Origin of the sequence: Bacillus sp. 7894-2, assembly GCF_002272225.1 — a bacterium.
Lineage (GTDB): Bacteria > Bacillota > Bacilli > Bacillales > Cytobacillaceae > Cytobacillus.
The window spans coordinates 100,744-118,088 of record NZ_NPDG01000033.1; the positions used below are offsets into that span (position 1 = coordinate 100,744).

Sequence of the window (17,345 nt, forward strand, 5' to 3'; positions counted from 1 at the left end):
TGTGTTACAGCTCCTTTACAAAATAAAGACACAAGGAGCATTTTATCATACACATGGGAAGGATTTAAGGTAAAAAATTACCAGGTCTTAAAAGTAGGCATAATGGGGCATAGGATTATTTGCTTCCCAACTCTATAACTTAATGCAATTTCCCCCGCTATCATATAAAATGGAACATACAGTAGAGAAAAAAGATAAGGATGGTACCTCTATTTATGAAAACGGCTGTTGTAACGGATAGTACAGCATACATTCCTAAGAATTTAAGAGAAAAGTTAAATATACATATGATTCCGCTGAGTGTTATTTTTGGCGGTGAGACGTACCAGGAAGAAGTGGAAATTACGGCTGCGGATTTTTATGAAGAAGTGAAGCATAAAGAGCTTCCGACTACTTCACAGCCACCGGTGGGCGAGTTTGCCGAGCTGTTTGAGACATTATCGAAAGAGTATGATGCAGTAATTTCGATTCATCTGTCGAGCGGCATCAGCGGCACGTTTCAGGGGGCAGTCACTGCCGGGAGCATGGTGGACGATATTCAGGTATTCCCCTTTGATTCCGAAATCAGCTGTATGGTGCAGGGATTTTATGTGATGGAAGCCGCTGAACTGGCTGCTGCCGGTAAGAGTCCACAAGAAATCGTGGACCGGCTGGAGGAAATGAAGAAGAGCATACGTGCTTATTTCATGGTGGACGACCTTGCGCATCTTCAGCGCGGAGGACGTTTGTCCAGTGCACAGGCCTTGATCGGTAGTCTGCTCCAGGTGAAGCCGCTGCTGCATTTTGAAGATAAGAAAATCGTTCCCTTTGAAAAGATTCGCACGCGGAAGAAAGCGATGAAGCGGATGGTAGACCTTTTCTGGGAAGATGTGAAAAGCGGGGAGCCATATCAGGCGGTGATTATCCATGCCAATCGTGAAGCAGAAGCGCGTGAGTGGAAGGCTGAACTCGCAGCACAGTATCCGAATGTTGAGTTTATGATCAGCTATTTTGGTCCGGTTATCGGAACCCATTTGGGCGAAGGCGCGATGGGATTTGGCTGGGTAAAGAAGTAATGTTTGTTTGGAGTTGCGCCATTCTGGGGAGTGGCGCAGATTTTTTGAGAGGGGTGATGTGGATTTGCAAATAGATTGAGGACTCCTGCAAATAGAAAGCTTGAATATGCAAATAGCGAGCCTAAATCTGCAAATAGATCGGAGAACTTGCAAATAGAACCGAAAAACTTGCAAATTGAGATGCAAACTAATTAATCCAGAGGTGAACTAATTGAGATTTACTCCTAATATGACCCCCTATTTGAGAGATTTTCCTCCAGAAAGCCTGCCGATAACCTCTATGGAAGTCATTCCGGAACCGCCACTCAACGAAAACTACCCTTTCAACAAAGAACTCCAGCAAGTCCTCTACGGAAAACAGCTTCTACTCGAGAATTTACCACATTTACTCTTAGAGATCCATCAGCATTATGAAAATGGCTATATTACTTATCGAAAAGGAATAATTAAGACCAAAAGCAAGACAGTTTGTGCGAGATGCGGCAATCAAGATCGATCACTATTCGCAGGTTTTCCCTGTGCCCGTTGCGGTGAGGAAGAATGTACTTACTGCCGAAAATGCATCATGATGGGCAGAGTCAGTGAGTGCACCCCTCTAATTGGCTGGAGCGGACCTGAGCCAGACCGTGAATTAACCGGGCATCCCCTAGAATGGACAGGCACCCTTTCCCCCGGTCAGCAGATTGCATCCGATCACGTAAAGCAGGCAGTGAAAGAAAATAGAGAGCTCCTCGTCTGGGCTGTATGCGGTGCAGGAAAGACGGAGGTACTATTTGAAGGCATCAATGCCGCCCTCGCTTCCGGAAAAAGAGTCTGCATTGCCACTCCGAGAACAGATGTTGTGCTCGAGCTTGGTCCACGGCTCAAAGCAGTTTTTCCCGACATCCAGGTGGCTATCCTCTACGGCGGCAGTGAAGGCAACCATCTTCAAGCCCCCTTAACTATCGCCACCACGCACCAGCTTCTCCGATTTTACAAAGCTTTTGATACAGTCATTCTGGATGAAGTAGATGCCTTTCCCTATACGGCAGACGATAGCCTCCAGTATGCTGTCCGCCAGTCCAGCAAAGAACATTCCTCGATGATTTATCTCACAGCTACACCAAATCAAAAATGGCAGAATGAATGCCGGAGCGGGAAAAGAGATTATGTCACCATCCCAGCTAGATATCATCGCCACCCCTTGCCAGTACCATCATTCAAATGGTGCGGCAATTGGGAGAAATCCCTTAAGAAGGATAAGCTCCCGCCAATCGTCACCCAATGGATCAAAAAGAGGCTAGATTATCATAAGCAGTGCCTGCTCTTCCTCCCCAAAATCGAGAAAATGGACAAAGTCCTCACCATACTCCGTAAAACCTATCCTAATGTTCAAGCTGTCCACGCAGAAGACCCAGAGCGTAAAGCCAAAGTCCAAATGATCCGCAATAACGAAATCCCGATGCTCCTAACAACAACCATCCTTGAAAGAGGCGTAACGTTTCCTAATGTAGATGTAGCTGTTCTGGGAGCAGAAGACCGGATTTTCACAGAAAGTGCTCTCGTCCAGATAGCAGGCCGAGTTGGCAGAAGTGCTCAATTTCCAACCGGAGATATCACTTTTTTCCATTACGGCAAAACCGACAGCATGGTCAAAGCACGAAAGCAAATCCTCCATATGAACACTGAAGCCAAAAAGAAAGGACTGATCGACTATTAACTGTTTAATATGCCATGAAGAAATCCTGTCTGTTGTCAGCTGGACAACTCTCTGGTCACGGCCAAAAGAGATTCGTTTATGCCAGACCTGCACCGACAAACTCCCAGTTATCAAAGGCGATACTTGCGGTAAATGCAGCCGCCCCTTCAGCACGCTAGATCCTCAATTTCGTAAAGGGAATCTATGCAAAGATTGCGTAAGGTGGAACCAGGACACAGTCTGGTCAGGACAGCTTGATAAAAACCATTCAATTTTCGCCTATGATGACTTTTTGAAGGAGACAATTGCCAGGTACAAGTTCCGCGGAGATTATATCCTCGCTAAAGCATTCTCCCCTTTCATAAATGAAAGACTCCAGTCTCTTCAATTCGACTTCCTCGTTCCCATCCCGCTAAGTCCTGAGCGGCTTTACGAAAGAGGATTCAATCAATCATCTGCCCTTATTCAGGAAGCAGGCTTTACATCTGTAGAGCTTCTTCAGCGCAGCCACTCGGAAAAACAATCAAAAAAATCACGAAAAGAGCGCATACATCTAACACAGGTCTTCGAGTTATTTCCCGAGACAGCTGTTAAAGACAAGAATATCCTCCTCATCGACGATATTTATACAACTGGATCTACTTTATACCATGCAGCGAATGTTTTGAAGGAACGAGGAGCTGCATCGGTATGTTCATTTACATTGGCAAGAGGATAAGTAATGGAAGATATTGCAAAGTAATATTTTGGATTGATTAGTTATTAGGAAAATACTCCTATGTTAAAATATTCTAATCAAGGGCGAATTTTACGGATGGGAAAGACACCTGCTGCTGATCTAAAGCATTGGAGCTGCCATGGCGACAAAGAAATGTTTTTTCAGTTGCCATTTTGTTTGGAAAGGATGTTTGGAAGTGAACGACTTAAACTCGCAGGAAGATGATATCAATCCAAAGGATATGACTGAATATTACATCCATCAAATGGAATTGACTAAAATAAAAAATAACCTCAACCAGGCCCAAAAAATCGCCAACATTGGAAGCCTGGAGTACGATGTTGAAACCGATAAAGGATTTTGGACTGATCAGCTGTTTCGGATTTTTGGTCTAAAGCCTCAAAAAGATTTTTTCCCAGACTATCAAATGTATTTGAGCTACATTCATCAGGATGACCACCCGGCTTTTGAAAAGCAGTTTAATAGGCTTCTCAAAGAAAAGGATAGTGTGGACCTGGTATGCAGGATGATCAGGCAGGATGGTGAAGAACGGTATATTCACCATCTGGCAGATTATTTTGCAGATGGAGATGGATCGCCCAAAATCATTGTCACGATTCAGGATATAACTGAAAAGCGGCGCATGGAAGAAAAACTTTATGAAAACGAGCGGAAAATTGGACAGATATATGAAAATCTTGATGTGGGCATTTATTCTGCAGATTTACTGAAAAGAAAGGTTCTTCATTTTTCGAGAGGTGTAGAAGGGATTTTCGGCTACACGGCCGAGGAGTTTATTGCCGACTTCGATTTGTGGAACAATGTAATCCATCCAGAGGATGTGCAGGTGGTAGAGGCGGAGCGGGTGAAACTTCTGAATGGGAATAGCATCCGCTATCAATATCGGATTGTTCATAAGTCCGGTGAATTAAGGTGGGTTAATCATCATAGCATCCCGCACCTGAATGATAGTGGTGAGCTTATCCGGGTTGATGGATTTGTAACAGATATAACGGAACAAAAATGGCTTGAAAAAAGAATGAGGCGTATGGCTTTTTATGATCATTTAACCGACCTGCCAAACCGCCGGTACTTTGATCAGAAGCTCCAGAGTCTTATAGAAGATGATGCACAGAAGAGATTTGCGGTTCTATTTTTTGATTTGGAGCGGCTAAAGCAGATTAATGATACATTCGGCCACTCTGCTGGAGATGAACTTCTCAAGCTTGTTTCTCAAAGAATTAAGGGGAGGGTAAATTATTTTTCAGCAAGAATTTCCGGTGATCAGTTTGCGGTCATTATGGAATCTATTCAGGAAGGGGAGGATCCCGCACGATTAGCAGATTCCATCAATCCTATCTTCTCTGAACCATTCCATATTAACAGCTTTGAGCTTAGTATTACCCCGTCTATAGGCATTAGTTTATATCCGGATAATGGAATCACAGCTGATGAATTGGTCAGAAACACGGAATCTTCCCTATACCATGCCAAGCAGAAAGGGAATAATAGATTCCAGGCTTACCATCCCTCCATGGATATTGAATCTTATAAGCTTTTTACTTTGGAACAGGATATGCGGAAAGCACTTCAGAATGACCAGCTTTTTCTTGAATACCAGCCAAGAGTTGATACGAAAACACGGAGAATACTAAGTGCGGAAGCTTTATTAAGATGGAATCATCCAGAATGGGGCAGAGTTTCACCGCTGGAGTTTATCCCCGTTGCAGAAGAAACCGGTTTAATCGTAGATATAGGCGAATACGTGATAAAGAAGGTATGCAGGCAGATTCATTCCTGGAAGGAAAGCGGGCTGCCGATTGTTCCAATATCCGTGAACATCTCTCCGCTGAGCTTTTTGAAAAGCTGTTTTGTTTCCACGATAAAGGCAGCATTGGATGAGAATTGTCTGGACGCATCATTGCTTGAGATTGAATTGACCGAGTCTTCCCTGATCAATTACTCAGAGAACGTGATAGCAGTGCTTAAGGAATTGGGTGAGATGGGAGTGGAAATTGCGCTGGACGACTTTGGAACCGGCTATTCTTCCATCACTCAATTAAAGAAATATAAATTCGATGTTTTAAAGATTGATAAAACGTTTATTCAGGCAATGGATAAAAACACAGAAGATGCGATCATTACGGCCAATTTGATTCAGCTCGCGCATGGGCTGAATATGAAGGTGGTAGCAGAAGGCGTTGAGACCTTTGAACAGTTCTATTCCTTAAGAAAAAATGAGTGTGACCAAATACAGGGCTATCTTTTCAGCAAGCCAATTCCGCCTTCCACCTTTGAGCAGAATCTGTTAATTGGCACCCTGAAGCCGCGGAATATCAAGGAAGACAATGTGTTTAAAGGTTTGCGCAAGTATGTCCGGGTCGAGTTTCCCTATCCGCTGGAGGCGGACATGACCATCTTAGAGCTTAACAGCAAGCCTGTCAAAATGGGCAGCACGAAGATCCTGATTGAAGATATGAGTGCAGGCGGAGTGAAATTTGTATCAAAGATGAAACTCCCTGTGAGGAAAGATATCATTCTATTAATTGAGACCAAGCTTTCAGGAGAGGATCTTTCCTATACCGGAACGATTGTCCGAAAAGCTGAAATATCAGATGCTCTGACTATTTATGGATTTCAATTTATTATCGAAGAGGCACCAAGAGCGGAATTGGCGGGTATGCTTGATGTTTTGCAAAGTCAGTTCGAGCAAGACCTCCCCGTTTCCGAATCTCGATTCATAAAAACAGCCAGCAGCCAGCAGTACTTCGAATAACATTTTTCTATAATTATCCTATTCTTCGAGCTATAATAATTTCATCACAAACTGAGAGAGGAAGAAATCATATGGCTGAGTTATCTAACTGCCCGAAATGTGATGCGATTTATGTAAAAAATCAATTCCGCGATGTCTGCCAGGATTGCTGGAAGGAAGAAGAAAAGGCCTATGAGACGGTGTACCAGTTTATACGGAAGCGGGAGAATCGGACGGCAAAAATGCTGGAGGTTGTAGATGCGACCGGAGTTAAAGAAGAGCTCATCATTAAATTCATTAAAACCGGCCGATTGAAGCTGGCGCATTTTCCAAACCTGGGGTATCCTTGCGAGAAATGCGGTACAAGCATCCGGGAAGGTAAGCTTTGCGGCAGCTGTGCTGTAGAGCTGCGGAAAGATCTTCAGCAGTTTACAGCTGAAGAAGAACGAAGAAAAGAAGCAGCCCAGCGGGAAAAACACGGCACTTATTTTGCCGTAAATGAAAAAATTAATAGGCGTTTTTAAGCTATGTGTCCCATTCACATAGCTTTTTCTATAGGCTAATCGATGTATTTTTTGCCAAACTTAAAATAACATTTAAACAAACCGCCCCGTTAGCCGATAATAAACTTAGGGTAAAATTGACCGGAAAAGAAAGTGAGGGGTACACATGAAAATCAATAATTTTGGTCCTTCAGGCGTGAACCCATACAAACGCCAACTGAATAAGCTTGAAAATGCAGGGAAACCAGCCAGAGCGGCATCAGATAAAATCGAAATCAGCTCCACTGCAAAGGAAATGCAGCAGGTTTCACAGCTGAGCGAAAACCGCAAAGCAAAGGTGGAAGAGCTTAAAATTCAGGTAGAGAACGGCACCTATAAAATCAATCCAAAAGAAGTCGCGAAAAGCATCGCTAATTTTTATACGAAAAAATAAAGAGGAGGGGATGGCGTGTCAGCCGAAGCACTTACTGCATCGATGGAGAAACTGCTTAAGCTTCATAAAAGCCTATACGAACTCGCAGTTAAAAAGACAGATATTATTAAAACCGGCGACATGAACGCCCTGAATCAGATGCTGAAGGATGAGCAGGCTCATATAGCGGCTATCAGCCGGTTGGATAAAGAACGGGAGAAAGCAGCAAACTCCATCGCACCTATGCTGAAAAGCCCAACCGTATCAGATTGCTTAAATATCCTCACGCAGCCTGACCGTCTCAAGCTGGAGGCCATCACAGAGGAGCTTGCTGAGCTGGTGTACGAACTGAAAGAGCAGAACTTCCTTAACCAGCAGCTTGTTCATCAGTCGCTTCAGTTTGTGAATGTCTCTATGAATCTATTAAGGCCGCAGCCTGAAAATATGAACTACGGTCCGCCTGCCAGAAAGAAACCTGAAAAGATGAATCCAGGAATTTTCAACTCGAAAGTGTAGCAGAACGGAGGAACAAACATGCGTTCAACTTTCATGGGACTCGAAACAGCCCGCCGCGGCATGTTCACCCAGCAAAGTGCTTTATATACAACAGGTCATAATATTTCAAATGCGAATACGCCGGGATACACCAGGCAGCGCATTAATTTCGCGCAAACTGAGCCTTATCCTGGCGTTGGCATGAACCGACCGCAGATACCCGGACAAATGGGAACAGGTGTTGAGGCTGGAACAGTTCAGAGAATAAGAGAATCATTCCTGGATTTGCAATATAGAACCGAAAACACAAAAATGGGCTATTACGGTGCCATGAGCGAGTCTTTAACCAAAATGGAAGAAATCATAAATGAACCGTCTGAGAATGGATTGCACAGTACGCTGGAAAAATTCTGGAATGCGCTGCAGGATTTATCAAGCCATACTGAAAACACCGGAGCCAGAGATGTAGTGGCAGCTACCGGGCAGATGGTTGCGGATACACTGAATTATTATCATAATTCCCTATCACGGGTTCAAGAGGATATTGGGAATCAGGTTGATGTGAAAGTGGATGAAATTAACGCGATCGTCGCACAAATTGATCAACTAAATAAACAGATCGCCTCTGTTGAGCCGCACGGATACATGCCAAATGATCTTTATGATGAGCGGGATTTACTGGTAGACGGTCTTTCAAAATTGGTGAATGTAAAAGTGACCAATGTGGTTCCGAATACATATGGAGATGCCAAGCCGATGGCAGCGGGCCTTTATAATATCGAGATTGTCCAAAAGGATGGAAAATCCTATAACCCGCCAATTAACCTCATATCTGTAACAAAAGAGAGTGGGATTGTTGGCACAAACAAGCTGGAGCTTGAAAAAAGCGAAGACAGCGGACTTGTAACAGGATTAAAGATTGGATCTACTTCCTTTACGCAATTTGAGACTTTATCCGGTGAATTGACCGGTTTAATTAACAGCTATGGTTATGAAGCAGGTGGTTCTGCTAAGGGTGCTTATCCTGAAATGCTGGAGAAGCTGAATAAAATGGCGTCTGCTTTTGCCAAGGAATTCAATGAGATTCATAAGAATGGATATGCCCTTGGAGCAGATAATATCTCCGGATTGGACTTTTTCGAGTTTGATGAGGAGAACCCGGCACAGAGCATGAAAGTGAATCAAGCATTGCTGGATGATTCATCTAAAATTGCCGCGGCAGCCGAAAAAGGCGGAGCATCAGGTGATAACAAAAATGCTCAGCTGCTGGCTGATTTAAGAAAGAAAAGCTTTAGTGATTATACTTCATTGACGGATGATGAAAAATCAAAGCTGAACGGGAGCCTGGATTCCTATTATTCAGGAATTATTGGACGGTTAGGCGTAGACTCTCAGAGTGCTAAAAAGGATTTAAAAAACTCCGCCGTGCTGGCAGATTCAGTAGACCGGAACAGGCAATCCGTCAGTGCAGTCTCATTAGATGAAGAAATGACCAATATGATTAAATTCCAACATGCGTACAACGCTTCGGCCCGCAATATCACTGTGGTCGATGAAATGCTCGATAAAATCATCAACGGCATGGGCGTTGTAGGCAGATAAAGGGTGAAATAAAGTGCGCGTAACACAATCGATGCTATCAAATAACATGCTTCGAAATTTAAGCAACAGCTACAGCAGGCTGGACAAGCTGCAGGATCAAATTTCTACGCAAAAGAAATTTACCAAGCCATCGGATGATCCAGTTGCTGCGATGATGGGGATGAATTATCGTACGGACTTAAACCGGATTCAGCAGTTTACCCGAAATATTGGGGAAGCGAGAAACTGGGTGGATAGTACCGACGATGCTTTAGATAAAGGTGTGCTGGCCCTGCAGAGAATCAGGGAGTTGACGCTCCAGGCAAGCAACGGCACTCTTGAAGGAGATCAGCGTAAAGCGGTTGCTGAAGAGGTGAAACAGCTTAAAGAGCATTTGCAGAATCTTGGAGATACACAAGTGGGCGGAAAGTATATTTTTAATGGCAATCAGACAAATGTACGGCCATCTGAATCCGGTTTTCAAAGCGGAACCATTGAGCTAGAGGTTTTTTCAGGAATCAAGATTCCTGTTAACACGGAAGGTAAAGCTTTATTTGGGGATATGCTCAGCAATGAAGGTGATATCCAAAAGCTAATTACAGCACTCGAAACGAATGACCCTGCCGTTGGGGATATGCTTGAGAATGTTGATAAAAACATAGACAATTTCCTGTCTGCACGTGCGCTAATTGGCGCCAAACAGAATCGTGTCGAGCTGATGGAGGACCGTTTATCCCAGCAGGAAGTCTTCTCAACGAGAATCCTTTCCGATAATGAAGACATTGATGTGGAAAAAGCCATTATCGAGCTTACAACCCAGGAAAGCATTCATCGTGCAGCACTAAGCGTTGGGGCAAGAATCATTCAGCCGAGCTTAACCGACTTTTTAAGATAATCAATGAAAAGCTATCCATGGGTGATAGCTTTTTTTCATAAAAGAGGTGTCTAATATGAACGTGCCGCAGATCAGGCTGGAATCTAACTTTATCAAAATGGGAATAAAAATAGAAAAACCGGTGCAGGAAATCGAACAGCCCTCAGCCATCCAATCCATCCAGCAGCCTAAAGCCCTCCTGGAAATCGAAACAATCCCAGGAAAGCTGACAATCGATCAGACAAAGGCACGTGAGGACGTCGACCTAAAAAGTGTCGGCAGAAGAATAGAAGAGTTTGCCCAAAACGGATACCAGGACTGGCTGATAGGGCTGGAGAGAAGAGCTGCACAGGGAACAGAGCTCATGAAAATTGAATATGGCGGCAACCCTATCGCAAATCAAGCAAAGGAAAACAGTGAAGGTCCTCCTAAACAGTTTAATATTGGCTGGGTGCCCTCTCATAATAGTGTAAGGATTCAATATGAACCTGCAAAAGTAAACATTGAGGCTCAGCCGCAAAAGCCGAAGATTGATGTTGAAATTAGAAAGCCGGTACATACTTATACGCCTGGAAAGGTAAGCACAGAAATTCTTGAGAAAAATAGCCTGAATATTGATTTTATCAATCTAACAATATAGCAATGAGGTGAAAAGGTGAATATCCAAACAAAGTTTCATGGTGAGCAAGAGATAAAAAAGGATGACATTATTAAATTTCCATCCGGGATTCCGGGGTTTTTAGAAGAGAGGGAATTTTTTATTCTTCCTCTTGAAGGGACAGACCTATTTGTGCTGCAATCAGTAAAAACAACTAAGGTGGCATTTATTGTTACAGATCCATTTGTTCTTTTTCCTCAGTATGAGTTTGATTTGCCAGAAGAGGCATTGGGAAAATTAGAAATCCAATCAGCTAAAGATGTGGCAACCTTTTCGATTTTGACAGTAAGAGATCCTTTCCAGGAAACAACCGCTAACCTGCAGGCACCATTAGTCATTAACCAAACAAAAAAGCTAGGAAAACAAGTCATTCTTAATCAAACAACTTACCAGACCAAGCATAAAATCATGACACCTCAGGAACAGGGGGAGAGATAATGCTTGTACTTACTAGGCGACCCAAAGAATCAATCATGATTGGTGACGATATTGAAATCTCGATCATCTCTATTGAAGGTGACCAGGTAAAGCTGGGCATTAGCGCGCCGAAAAATGTCGATATACATAGGAAGGAAATATACCTATCAATTCAGCAGGAAAACAGCAGTGCATCACAAACAGATGCTAGTGCAATTGAAAGTTTGAGCAGTTTTTTTAAAAAGAAATAAAAATTTTTTCCAAACCATTAAACACCTGTCAAAATAAGTCGATATAACCATTGTAAAGCTAACCAGCAAAAAGGCGGCCGACTTTTCTGCTGGTTGGTAAACAAACCACATGGATGTGGGATATATACTCAAGGAGGAAATTAATAATGAGAATTAATCATAATATTGCGGCGTTGAATACTTATCGTCAGTTGAATAGTGCATCAGCTGGTCAATCAAAATCAATGGAGAAGTTAGCTTCTGGTCTTCGTATTAACAAAGCTGGGGATGACGCAGCAGGTTTAGCAATCTCTGAGAAAATGCGTGGACAAATTCGTGGCTTGGACCAAGCATCCAAAAATGCCCAAGATGGTATTTCAATGATTCAGACTGCTGAAGGGGCTTTAAATGAAACACATTCAATCCTTCAACGTATGCGTGAATTATCAGTACAGGCATCAAATGACACTAATACAGCAGATGATAGAAAAGCTATAGGGGATGAATTGGTTCAACTAACAGACGAAATTGATAGAATTTCTGATACTACAGCTTTTAACGGAAAAAAACTTTTAAATGGTGATTTGGCAACTACCCAAAAATCTACATCAACTGCAAAAACAGGTGTAGCGCTGGGTGGTGCACTAATCTCTAATGTTGACGTAAGTGGTGCAAAAGCTGACGAAACTTACACTTTTTCATATAATGCTGGAGAGTTAACTCTTACAAGGAAGAGTGACAATGCAGCGCAAACTATTGATATTAAAGATGCAGATTTTGATGACAATGAGGAAACACTAAGTTTCAACACACTAGGTGTAAGTATTACAGTTACAGGTGATGACACTGCTGCTAATATTGGTGGTGCATTGCATGGCGGTGGTACTGGACTAACAGTTGTAACTGAATCAGGTAGTAGTTCAGCAGAATTTTTAATTGGTAGCAATGGTGGCGCTGATGAGACATTAAAGGTAGAATTCAAGGAGATGTCAAGTTCTACTTTAGGTAGTGGAGCAGGCAGCAACCTTAGTGACAAAATAAGTGATAATACTGCTGTTGATACAAAGGCAAAGGCAGAAGCTTTAATTAAAGTAGTAGATGATGCAATTAATAAAGTATCTTCACAGAGGTCATCATTAGGGGCAGCACAAAACCGTTTGGACCATACTATTAATAACTTGAACACATCTTCTGAAAATCTAACTGCTGCGGAATCTCGTATCCGTGACGTGGATATGGCGAAAGAAATGATGGAACAAACTAAGAACTCTATCTTAGCACAAGCATCACAAGCAATGTTGGCTCAATCGAATCAGATGCCTCAAGCGGTATTGCAACTCTTGAGATAATTGATTAAAGGGCGTCTTATCTGGCAATGGATAAGAGGATAACTGGGTGAATTGCTGGAACTTCCTAAAGCTTCATCAACCACAACGTAACTGGAAACGGTCAGCGTGATGGTTTGAAAATGATGAGGATGAAACAATGGATAATCAGCAGCCAAGCTCCTGTGAGGAAACTCTGGAGAAGGTTCAACGACTAGAGAATACGGTCTAAGGCGAAGGCTATGACTATGAATCTCGTAGGGCAGTGAAAACTGTTCGAAGTGCCCAGCTCCATGAAAAAATATGGATGAAGATATAGTCTATTCTGTGACCGAAAGGCATAGCGGCAAAGCAAGCCAACCAACAACCACAAGGAGTTCTACAACTTCTTCGTTAATATTTTTGAACAAATCGGGGACTCTAGTTTTACTAGGGTCTCTTTTTACATTAATTTATTTCTGGAAAGTGGGATTATTTATGTTGCTACACACAAGCTTAATTAATATTTTTGCGTCTAATCATAACGAAGTGAGAATTGAAATTCAAGAAATAGATGGCAGAATGCCACCTGTTAACGCTCCGAGAACTATTGTTCTATACGAAGGACTAGTTGATGTTAATCAATGTGTTTCAATAGTTGAGCATGAATTCGAAAGATTAGTTTCAATTGGTTTTGAACCATTTATTAATGTTCTTGTTGCGAATACAGCAAATCCAATACACCAACCAACTGAAGGGATAGTAAAGACAGAAAGGCATGAAATTAACATTCACTTTCGGTAGAGGTAATTAGGGCATAACAAAATTGAAACCGTAATAACTACAAAAATAAGCATATATCATAATATTGAGCATTCATGTACATGATGTTCATCAAAACGGGGATTCTCTCTTCGGAGGGAAGTCCCTTTTCTATTTTTGAAGGAGGAATCGAATCATGAAAAATCAATCAGCCAAAGTGTAAACATTGTAAGCCTAAAGTTAGTGAAGGAATCTAGCATTCTTTACAAGAATAGCTGGAAAACCAGGTGCCTGACCCCACAATCTATAAAGCGCTATAGTAAAAAAGTCAGTAGTTGTCCTAACTTATTTACCAACTTTATGCAAGTTTTGTTTTCTGGAGCCTTCCCTGAAGAACCAATTGGGGCGGGTGCCTCGCCCCGCCTGCTCCTATTCATTTAACACCTTAAAGTATCGGTGGCTTTCCCCACATACAGTAATGAATTAAAACAGATAGTTTCCTACTCTTTAATAGTTAAATAATAATCCACACGCAATATCTCCATATTATCACCGTCTAAATTCCCTCTCAACATTTCCACTCCCCTACCGATATAAAAACTAAGAATAAATTAATATAGGTAGGGGATTTCATGATTGATCGGTTAACATCTCAACACACGCCTCTTACACCTAGATTTTCTAATAATAATGAAGTAAATAATGAGTTTACAAAAAAAGAATCTAATATACTCAAACAGCCAGCACATAAACAAATTGAACCACTGAAGGAAGAAAAGTTAACAGAAGTAGTCGAAAGCATGAACGAGTTTTTACAGGCTTCCCATACCTCATTAAAGTTCGTTCTCCATGATGAACTAAATGAATATTACGTAACCTTAGTTGATGACCGAACCCAGGAAGTAGTAAAGGAAATCCCATCAAAAAAAATGCTGGACATGTATGCAGCGATGACAGAATTTGTTGGGTTAGTGGTAGATAAGAAGATTTAAAGGAGGAATTCGAATTGGTTAGAATCGGAGGTCTGGCGAGCGGGATGGATATTGACCAGCTTGTGTCAGATCTAATGAAGGCAGAACGGATGCCTCTTGATAAATTAAAGCAGAAGAAACAAGTATTAGAATGGCAGCGGGATGATTACCGTACAATGAATTCTCTGCTATTGGACTTTAGAAGTGAATTGACGCAGATGAAGCTGACTACACGTTATCGCTCACGTCTGACAACTTCTTCAAATGAAGCAATGGTAACTGCCACAGCAAGCGGTGCAGCCAGCCAGTCTTCTTACTCGATTTCAAAAGTAACACAGCTGGCAAGTGCTGAGACTCGAGTGAATGGCGGCAGCATTTCTGCGGATGGGAAGTCCTTAGACCCAAGTAAAAGCCTATATGCACAGGAAAGCAGTTTTATGTATACAGGCAATCATACAGATTTAGGTGGAAACACTGTCGGTAGTGCTTGGAAAAATGGTGCCGTTTTAAATAAAAGTTTAAACGTGACCGATCCAGCAGCTATTAGCTTCGGTGATATGTCCAAAGTGGACCTTAGTGAAATCAGTTCCTGGAGTGTAAAAGTTAATGGAGTAGGGTTTAATGCGCTGAGTGAGGCAGAACTGAGTGCGGCGAACCGTCCCTTAAAAGAGAATGAAGTGCTGGTAAAAGAAGATGGAACAATGCAATTCGGTAAGGAACCTGCAAAGGGGAGTGTCGTAAAGATTGATTACATTGCCACTGAGCGAACGGGTTCGCACGCTATTTCAAGCAGCACTTCCTCCATTCAATTGGCTCAGGGTGCCTTGAACGAAGTGAAAAGCATTAAGATTAAGGAAACCACTTCCGGAACGACCACTGAGAAAACTTTTTCAATGGGCAATATCGTGAATGGCGAAAGAGAAATACTCGATGATGCCAATAAAGTGGTAGGTACCCTTAACTACGAAACAGGGAAAATCACGTTTAATTCTGATATGCAAAAACCGGCAGATGGATCTGACACAACGATGACTCTGGAGATTGCGTATGACCACAAATACACTGCTTTTTCAGTCGATACGTCAACCTCTAAAGGAGAGCGTCATGACTCCTTCCTTATTTCTGGAAGTGAGTCTCTGAATAATGTCATCAGTAAAGTCAATGCTTCAAGTTCTGGTGTCAATATGTTCTTTGACAGTGCTACTGGCCAAATGACGATGACCCGCACAGAGACGGGTGATTTTAATCAAGGCGGGGCTGAGATCACGACAAGCGGAAGCTTTCTGAATGATGTTCTGCGCTTTAAAGGGGCTGCGGTCAAAGAAGAAGGAAGAAACGCTGAATTTGTGATTAATGGATTGGCTACCAATCGGAGCTCAAACACATTTGAAGTTAATGGTGTCACCTTTACCCTTAAGCAGACGTTTGAAGATCAGCCGGTCAGCATCAATGTCAGCAATGATTCTACAAAAGTGTTTGATAATATCAAGGCATTTGTGGATAAATACAATGAAATGATTGATAAAATCCAGAAAAAAACGGGTGAAGAGCGCTATAGAAGCTACACCCCGTTGACCGATGAACAGCGTGAGCAGCTATCGGACAAGCAGCAGGAGCAATGGGAAGAGCGGGCGAAAAGCGGTCTCCTGCGCAAGGACTCTACGCTTCAGTCTGTTTTATCAGGGATGCGGATGAATTTTTACCAGCCTGTATCGAATGATCTTGTTTCTCCGCTTTATAATCAGCTGGCCAGTATCGGCATTAAAACGACCAGTAATTATTTAGAAGGCGGTAAGCTTGAAATTGATGAAGCCGCCCTGAAAAAAGCAATCGAAGATGATCCTGTGTCTGTTGAAAATCTTTTTAGAGGGGAAGGGCAGACAGACGGGCAGAGAGGGATTGCCCACAGGCTATATGATACGGTGAACGCTGCAATGGATAAATTAAAGACAAAAGCCGGAAATAGCTTCTCAACCAATCAGCAGTTTACCATCGGCAGGGAACTGAATGATGTAGGCAAGCGGATTGATAGCTTTGAAAATAAATTAAAGCAGGTTGAAGACCGCTACTGGCGCCAATTCACCGCCATGGAAAAAGCGATTCAGCGTTCCAATGAGCAATCCATGTTCCTTATGAACCAATTTAGCAGCGGCATGTAAGAAAAAGGAGTGTTACAAATGGCAATAAGCAATCCATACCAATCCTACCAGCAGAACTCAGTGAATACCGCATCTCCGGGAGAGCTGACGCTGATGCTATATAACGGGTGCCTTAAGTTTATTCATCAGGCAAAGAAAGCCATTGAAGAAAAGAATATTGAACTGAAAAACACCAATATCCAAAAGGCTCAATCTATTATTCAGGAGCTGATGGTTACATTAAATATGGACATCGAAGTTTCTAAAAATATGATGTCTTTATACGACTTCATGAATCGCAGATTGATGGAAGCTAACATTAAAAATGATGCTTCCATACTGGATGAGGTAGAAGGCCTGGTGACCGAGTTCCGGGATACTTGGAAGGAAGTCATTCAGGTGAACCGCCAGAAGCAGTTCTCGCAGGGTGGTACAGTGTAGTGAGTTCGGTACAAACCTTCTATGATGCCACACAAAAGCTAATAGCATTACTTGAAGATACCGGAATTGACCGTGATGCGAAAATTGATCAGGTAGAAATGCTGCTTAAGAACCGCCAGCAGGCAATGGCTGGCATGGCACCTCCATATACAGACGCCGAAAAGGACCTGGGAGCCAGGCTCATCAGCCTTAATGCAAAAGTCACCCAGCTCATGACAAGGGAAAAGCTGTTTATCCAAAAAGACATCAAAGACTTAAGCGTTAAAAAGGAATCAACCGGAAAATATGCTAATCCCTATCAATCCATAGCGACTGACGGCATGTTTTATGATAAAAGAAAATAGGTGACTAAC

The 17,345-nt window shown here is 42.4% G+C and carries 18 protein-coding genes; all 18 read left to right on the plus strand.

Annotated elements, in window-relative coordinates:
• Nucleotides 1-215: 215 nt before the first annotated feature.
• The 18 genes from CHI10_RS06000 to fliT all read left to right on the plus strand — a co-directional run bounded on the left by CHI10_RS06000 (nucleotide 216) and on the right by fliT (nucleotide 17,336).
• The gene (locus CHI10_RS06000) at nucleotides 216-1,055 is read left to right on the plus strand and encodes a DegV family protein (protein ID WP_095243407.1); all 840 of its coding nucleotides are present in this window, start codon (nucleotides 216-218) and stop codon (nucleotides 1,053-1,055) included.
• A gap of 229 nt (nucleotides 1,056-1,284) precedes the next feature.
• Nucleotides 1,285-2,754 carry an ATP-dependent helicase ComFA gene (locus CHI10_RS06005; RefSeq protein WP_095243437.1) on the plus strand — a complete coding sequence of 490 codons (1,470 nt, stop codon included), beginning with the start codon at nucleotides 1,285-1,287 and terminating at the stop codon, nucleotides 2,752-2,754.
• A gap of 271 nt (nucleotides 2,755-3,025) precedes the next feature.
• Nucleotides 3,026-3,451, plus strand: a complete 426-nt coding sequence (locus CHI10_RS22875; RefSeq protein WP_353615963.1) for a ComF family protein — start codon at nucleotides 3,026-3,028, stop codon at nucleotides 3,449-3,451.
• 196 nt (nucleotides 3,452-3,647) lie between these two features.
• Nucleotides 3,648-6,227 carry an EAL domain-containing protein gene (locus CHI10_RS06015; protein WP_095243409.1) on the plus strand — a complete coding sequence of 860 codons (2,580 nt, stop codon included), beginning with the start codon at nucleotides 3,648-3,650 and terminating at the stop codon, nucleotides 6,225-6,227.
• 71 nt (nucleotides 6,228-6,298) lie between these two features.
• Nucleotides 6,299-6,730 carry a TIGR03826 family flagellar region protein gene (locus CHI10_RS06020; RefSeq protein WP_095243410.1) on the plus strand — a complete coding sequence of 144 codons (432 nt, stop codon included), beginning with the start codon at nucleotides 6,299-6,301 and terminating at the stop codon, nucleotides 6,728-6,730.
• A 145-nt stretch (nucleotides 6,731-6,875) separates the two neighbouring features.
• Nucleotides 6,876-7,142, plus strand: a complete 267-nt coding sequence (flgM, locus tag CHI10_RS06025) for a flagellar biosynthesis anti-sigma factor FlgM (RefSeq protein WP_095243411.1) — start codon at nucleotides 6,876-6,878, stop codon at nucleotides 7,140-7,142.
• Nucleotides 7,143-7,157: 15 nt separating this feature from the next.
• Nucleotides 7,158-7,637 (plus strand): flagellar protein FlgN, encoded by a 480-nt coding sequence (locus CHI10_RS06030; protein ID WP_095243412.1) that lies wholly within the window; start codon nucleotides 7,158-7,160, stop codon nucleotides 7,635-7,637.
• Between the two features lie 18 nt (nucleotides 7,638-7,655).
• Nucleotides 7,656-9,218 carry a flagellar hook-associated protein FlgK gene (gene flgK, locus CHI10_RS06035; RefSeq protein WP_095243413.1) on the plus strand — a complete coding sequence of 521 codons (1,563 nt, stop codon included), beginning with the start codon at nucleotides 7,656-7,658 and terminating at the stop codon, nucleotides 9,216-9,218.
• 13 nt (nucleotides 9,219-9,231) lie between these two features.
• Nucleotides 9,232-10,092: a flagellar hook-associated protein FlgL gene (gene flgL, locus CHI10_RS06040; protein ID WP_095243414.1), complete on the plus strand. Its 861-nt coding sequence runs from the start codon at nucleotides 9,232-9,234 to the stop codon at nucleotides 10,090-10,092.
• A 55-nt stretch (nucleotides 10,093-10,147) separates the two neighbouring features.
• A complete protein-coding gene (locus CHI10_RS06045) occupies nucleotides 10,148-10,711 on the plus strand; it encodes a DUF6470 family protein (RefSeq protein WP_095243415.1) in 564 nt (187 codons plus the stop codon).
• A 15-nt stretch (nucleotides 10,712-10,726) separates the two neighbouring features.
• Complete coding sequence (gene fliW, locus CHI10_RS06050; RefSeq protein ID WP_095243416.1) at nucleotides 10,727-11,167, plus strand: flagellar assembly protein FliW; 441 nt, start codon at nucleotides 10,727-10,729, stop codon at nucleotides 11,165-11,167.
• On the plus strand, nucleotides 11,167-11,397 hold the full coding sequence (gene csrA / locus CHI10_RS06055) for a carbon storage regulator CsrA (protein ID WP_095243417.1): 231 nt from the start codon (nucleotides 11,167-11,169) through the stop codon (nucleotides 11,395-11,397). Before fliW ends, csrA begins: the two co-directional genes overlap by 1 nt.
• A gap of 146 nt (nucleotides 11,398-11,543) precedes the next feature.
• Nucleotides 11,544-12,725: a flagellin N-terminal helical domain-containing protein gene (locus tag CHI10_RS06060; RefSeq protein WP_095243418.1), complete on the plus strand. Its 1,182-nt coding sequence runs from the start codon at nucleotides 11,544-11,546 to the stop codon at nucleotides 12,723-12,725.
• A gap of 453 nt (nucleotides 12,726-13,178) precedes the next feature.
• Entirely contained in the window at nucleotides 13,179-13,484 is a 306-nt protein-coding gene (locus tag CHI10_RS06065) for a hypothetical protein (protein ID WP_095243419.1), read from the plus strand.
• Nucleotides 13,485-14,074: 590 nt separating this feature from the next.
• A complete protein-coding gene (flaG, locus tag CHI10_RS06070) occupies nucleotides 14,075-14,434 on the plus strand; it encodes a flagellar protein FlaG (protein ID WP_095243420.1) in 360 nt (119 codons plus the stop codon).
• A 14-nt stretch (nucleotides 14,435-14,448) separates the two neighbouring features.
• The gene (gene fliD, locus CHI10_RS06075) at nucleotides 14,449-16,572 is read left to right on the plus strand and encodes a flagellar filament capping protein FliD (RefSeq protein WP_095243421.1); all 2,124 of its coding nucleotides are present in this window, start codon (nucleotides 14,449-14,451) and stop codon (nucleotides 16,570-16,572) included.
• Between the two features lie 18 nt (nucleotides 16,573-16,590).
• On the plus strand, nucleotides 16,591-16,992 hold the full coding sequence (fliS, locus tag CHI10_RS06080) for a flagellar export chaperone FliS (RefSeq protein ID WP_095243422.1): 402 nt from the start codon (nucleotides 16,591-16,593) through the stop codon (nucleotides 16,990-16,992).
• Nucleotides 16,992-17,336, plus strand: a complete 345-nt coding sequence (gene fliT, locus CHI10_RS06085; RefSeq protein ID WP_095243423.1) for a flagellar protein FliT — start codon at nucleotides 16,992-16,994, stop codon at nucleotides 17,334-17,336. Before fliS ends, fliT begins: the two co-directional genes overlap by 1 nt.
• Nucleotides 17,337-17,345 lie beyond the last annotated feature (9 nt).

What these genes read in the sequence shown, in the direction of transcription:
- CHI10_RS06000 (WP_095243407.1), top strand. Translation starts at nt 216, where the DNA reads ATGAAAACGGCTGTTGTAACGGATAGTACAGCATACATTCCTAAGAAT.
- CHI10_RS06005 (WP_095243437.1), top strand. Translation starts at nt 1,285, where the DNA reads ATGACCCCCTATTTGAGAGATTTTCCTCCAGAAAGCCTGCCGATAACC.
- CHI10_RS06020 (WP_095243410.1), top strand. Translation starts at nt 6,299, where the DNA reads ATGGCTGAGTTATCTAACTGCCCGAAATGTGATGCGATTTATGTAAAA.
- flgM (WP_095243411.1), top strand. Translation starts at nt 6,876, where the DNA reads ATGAAAATCAATAATTTTGGTCCTTCAGGCGTGAACCCATACAAACGC.
- flgK (WP_095243413.1), top strand. Translation starts at nt 7,656, where the DNA reads ATGCGTTCAACTTTCATGGGACTCGAAACAGCCCGCCGCGGCATGTTC.
- CHI10_RS06045 (WP_095243415.1), top strand. Translation starts at nt 10,148, where the DNA reads ATGAACGTGCCGCAGATCAGGCTGGAATCTAACTTTATCAAAATGGGA.
- csrA (WP_095243417.1), top strand. Translation starts at nt 11,167, where the DNA reads ATGCTTGTACTTACTAGGCGACCCAAAGAATCAATCATGATTGGTGAC.
- CHI10_RS06060 (WP_095243418.1), top strand. Translation starts at nt 11,544, where the DNA reads ATGAGAATTAATCATAATATTGCGGCGTTGAATACTTATCGTCAGTTG.
- CHI10_RS06065 (WP_095243419.1), top strand. Translation starts at nt 13,179, where the DNA reads ATGTTGCTACACACAAGCTTAATTAATATTTTTGCGTCTAATCATAAC.
- flaG (WP_095243420.1), top strand. Translation starts at nt 14,075, where the DNA reads ATGATTGATCGGTTAACATCTCAACACACGCCTCTTACACCTAGATTT.
- fliS (WP_095243422.1), top strand. Translation starts at nt 16,591, where the DNA reads ATGGCAATAAGCAATCCATACCAATCCTACCAGCAGAACTCAGTGAAT.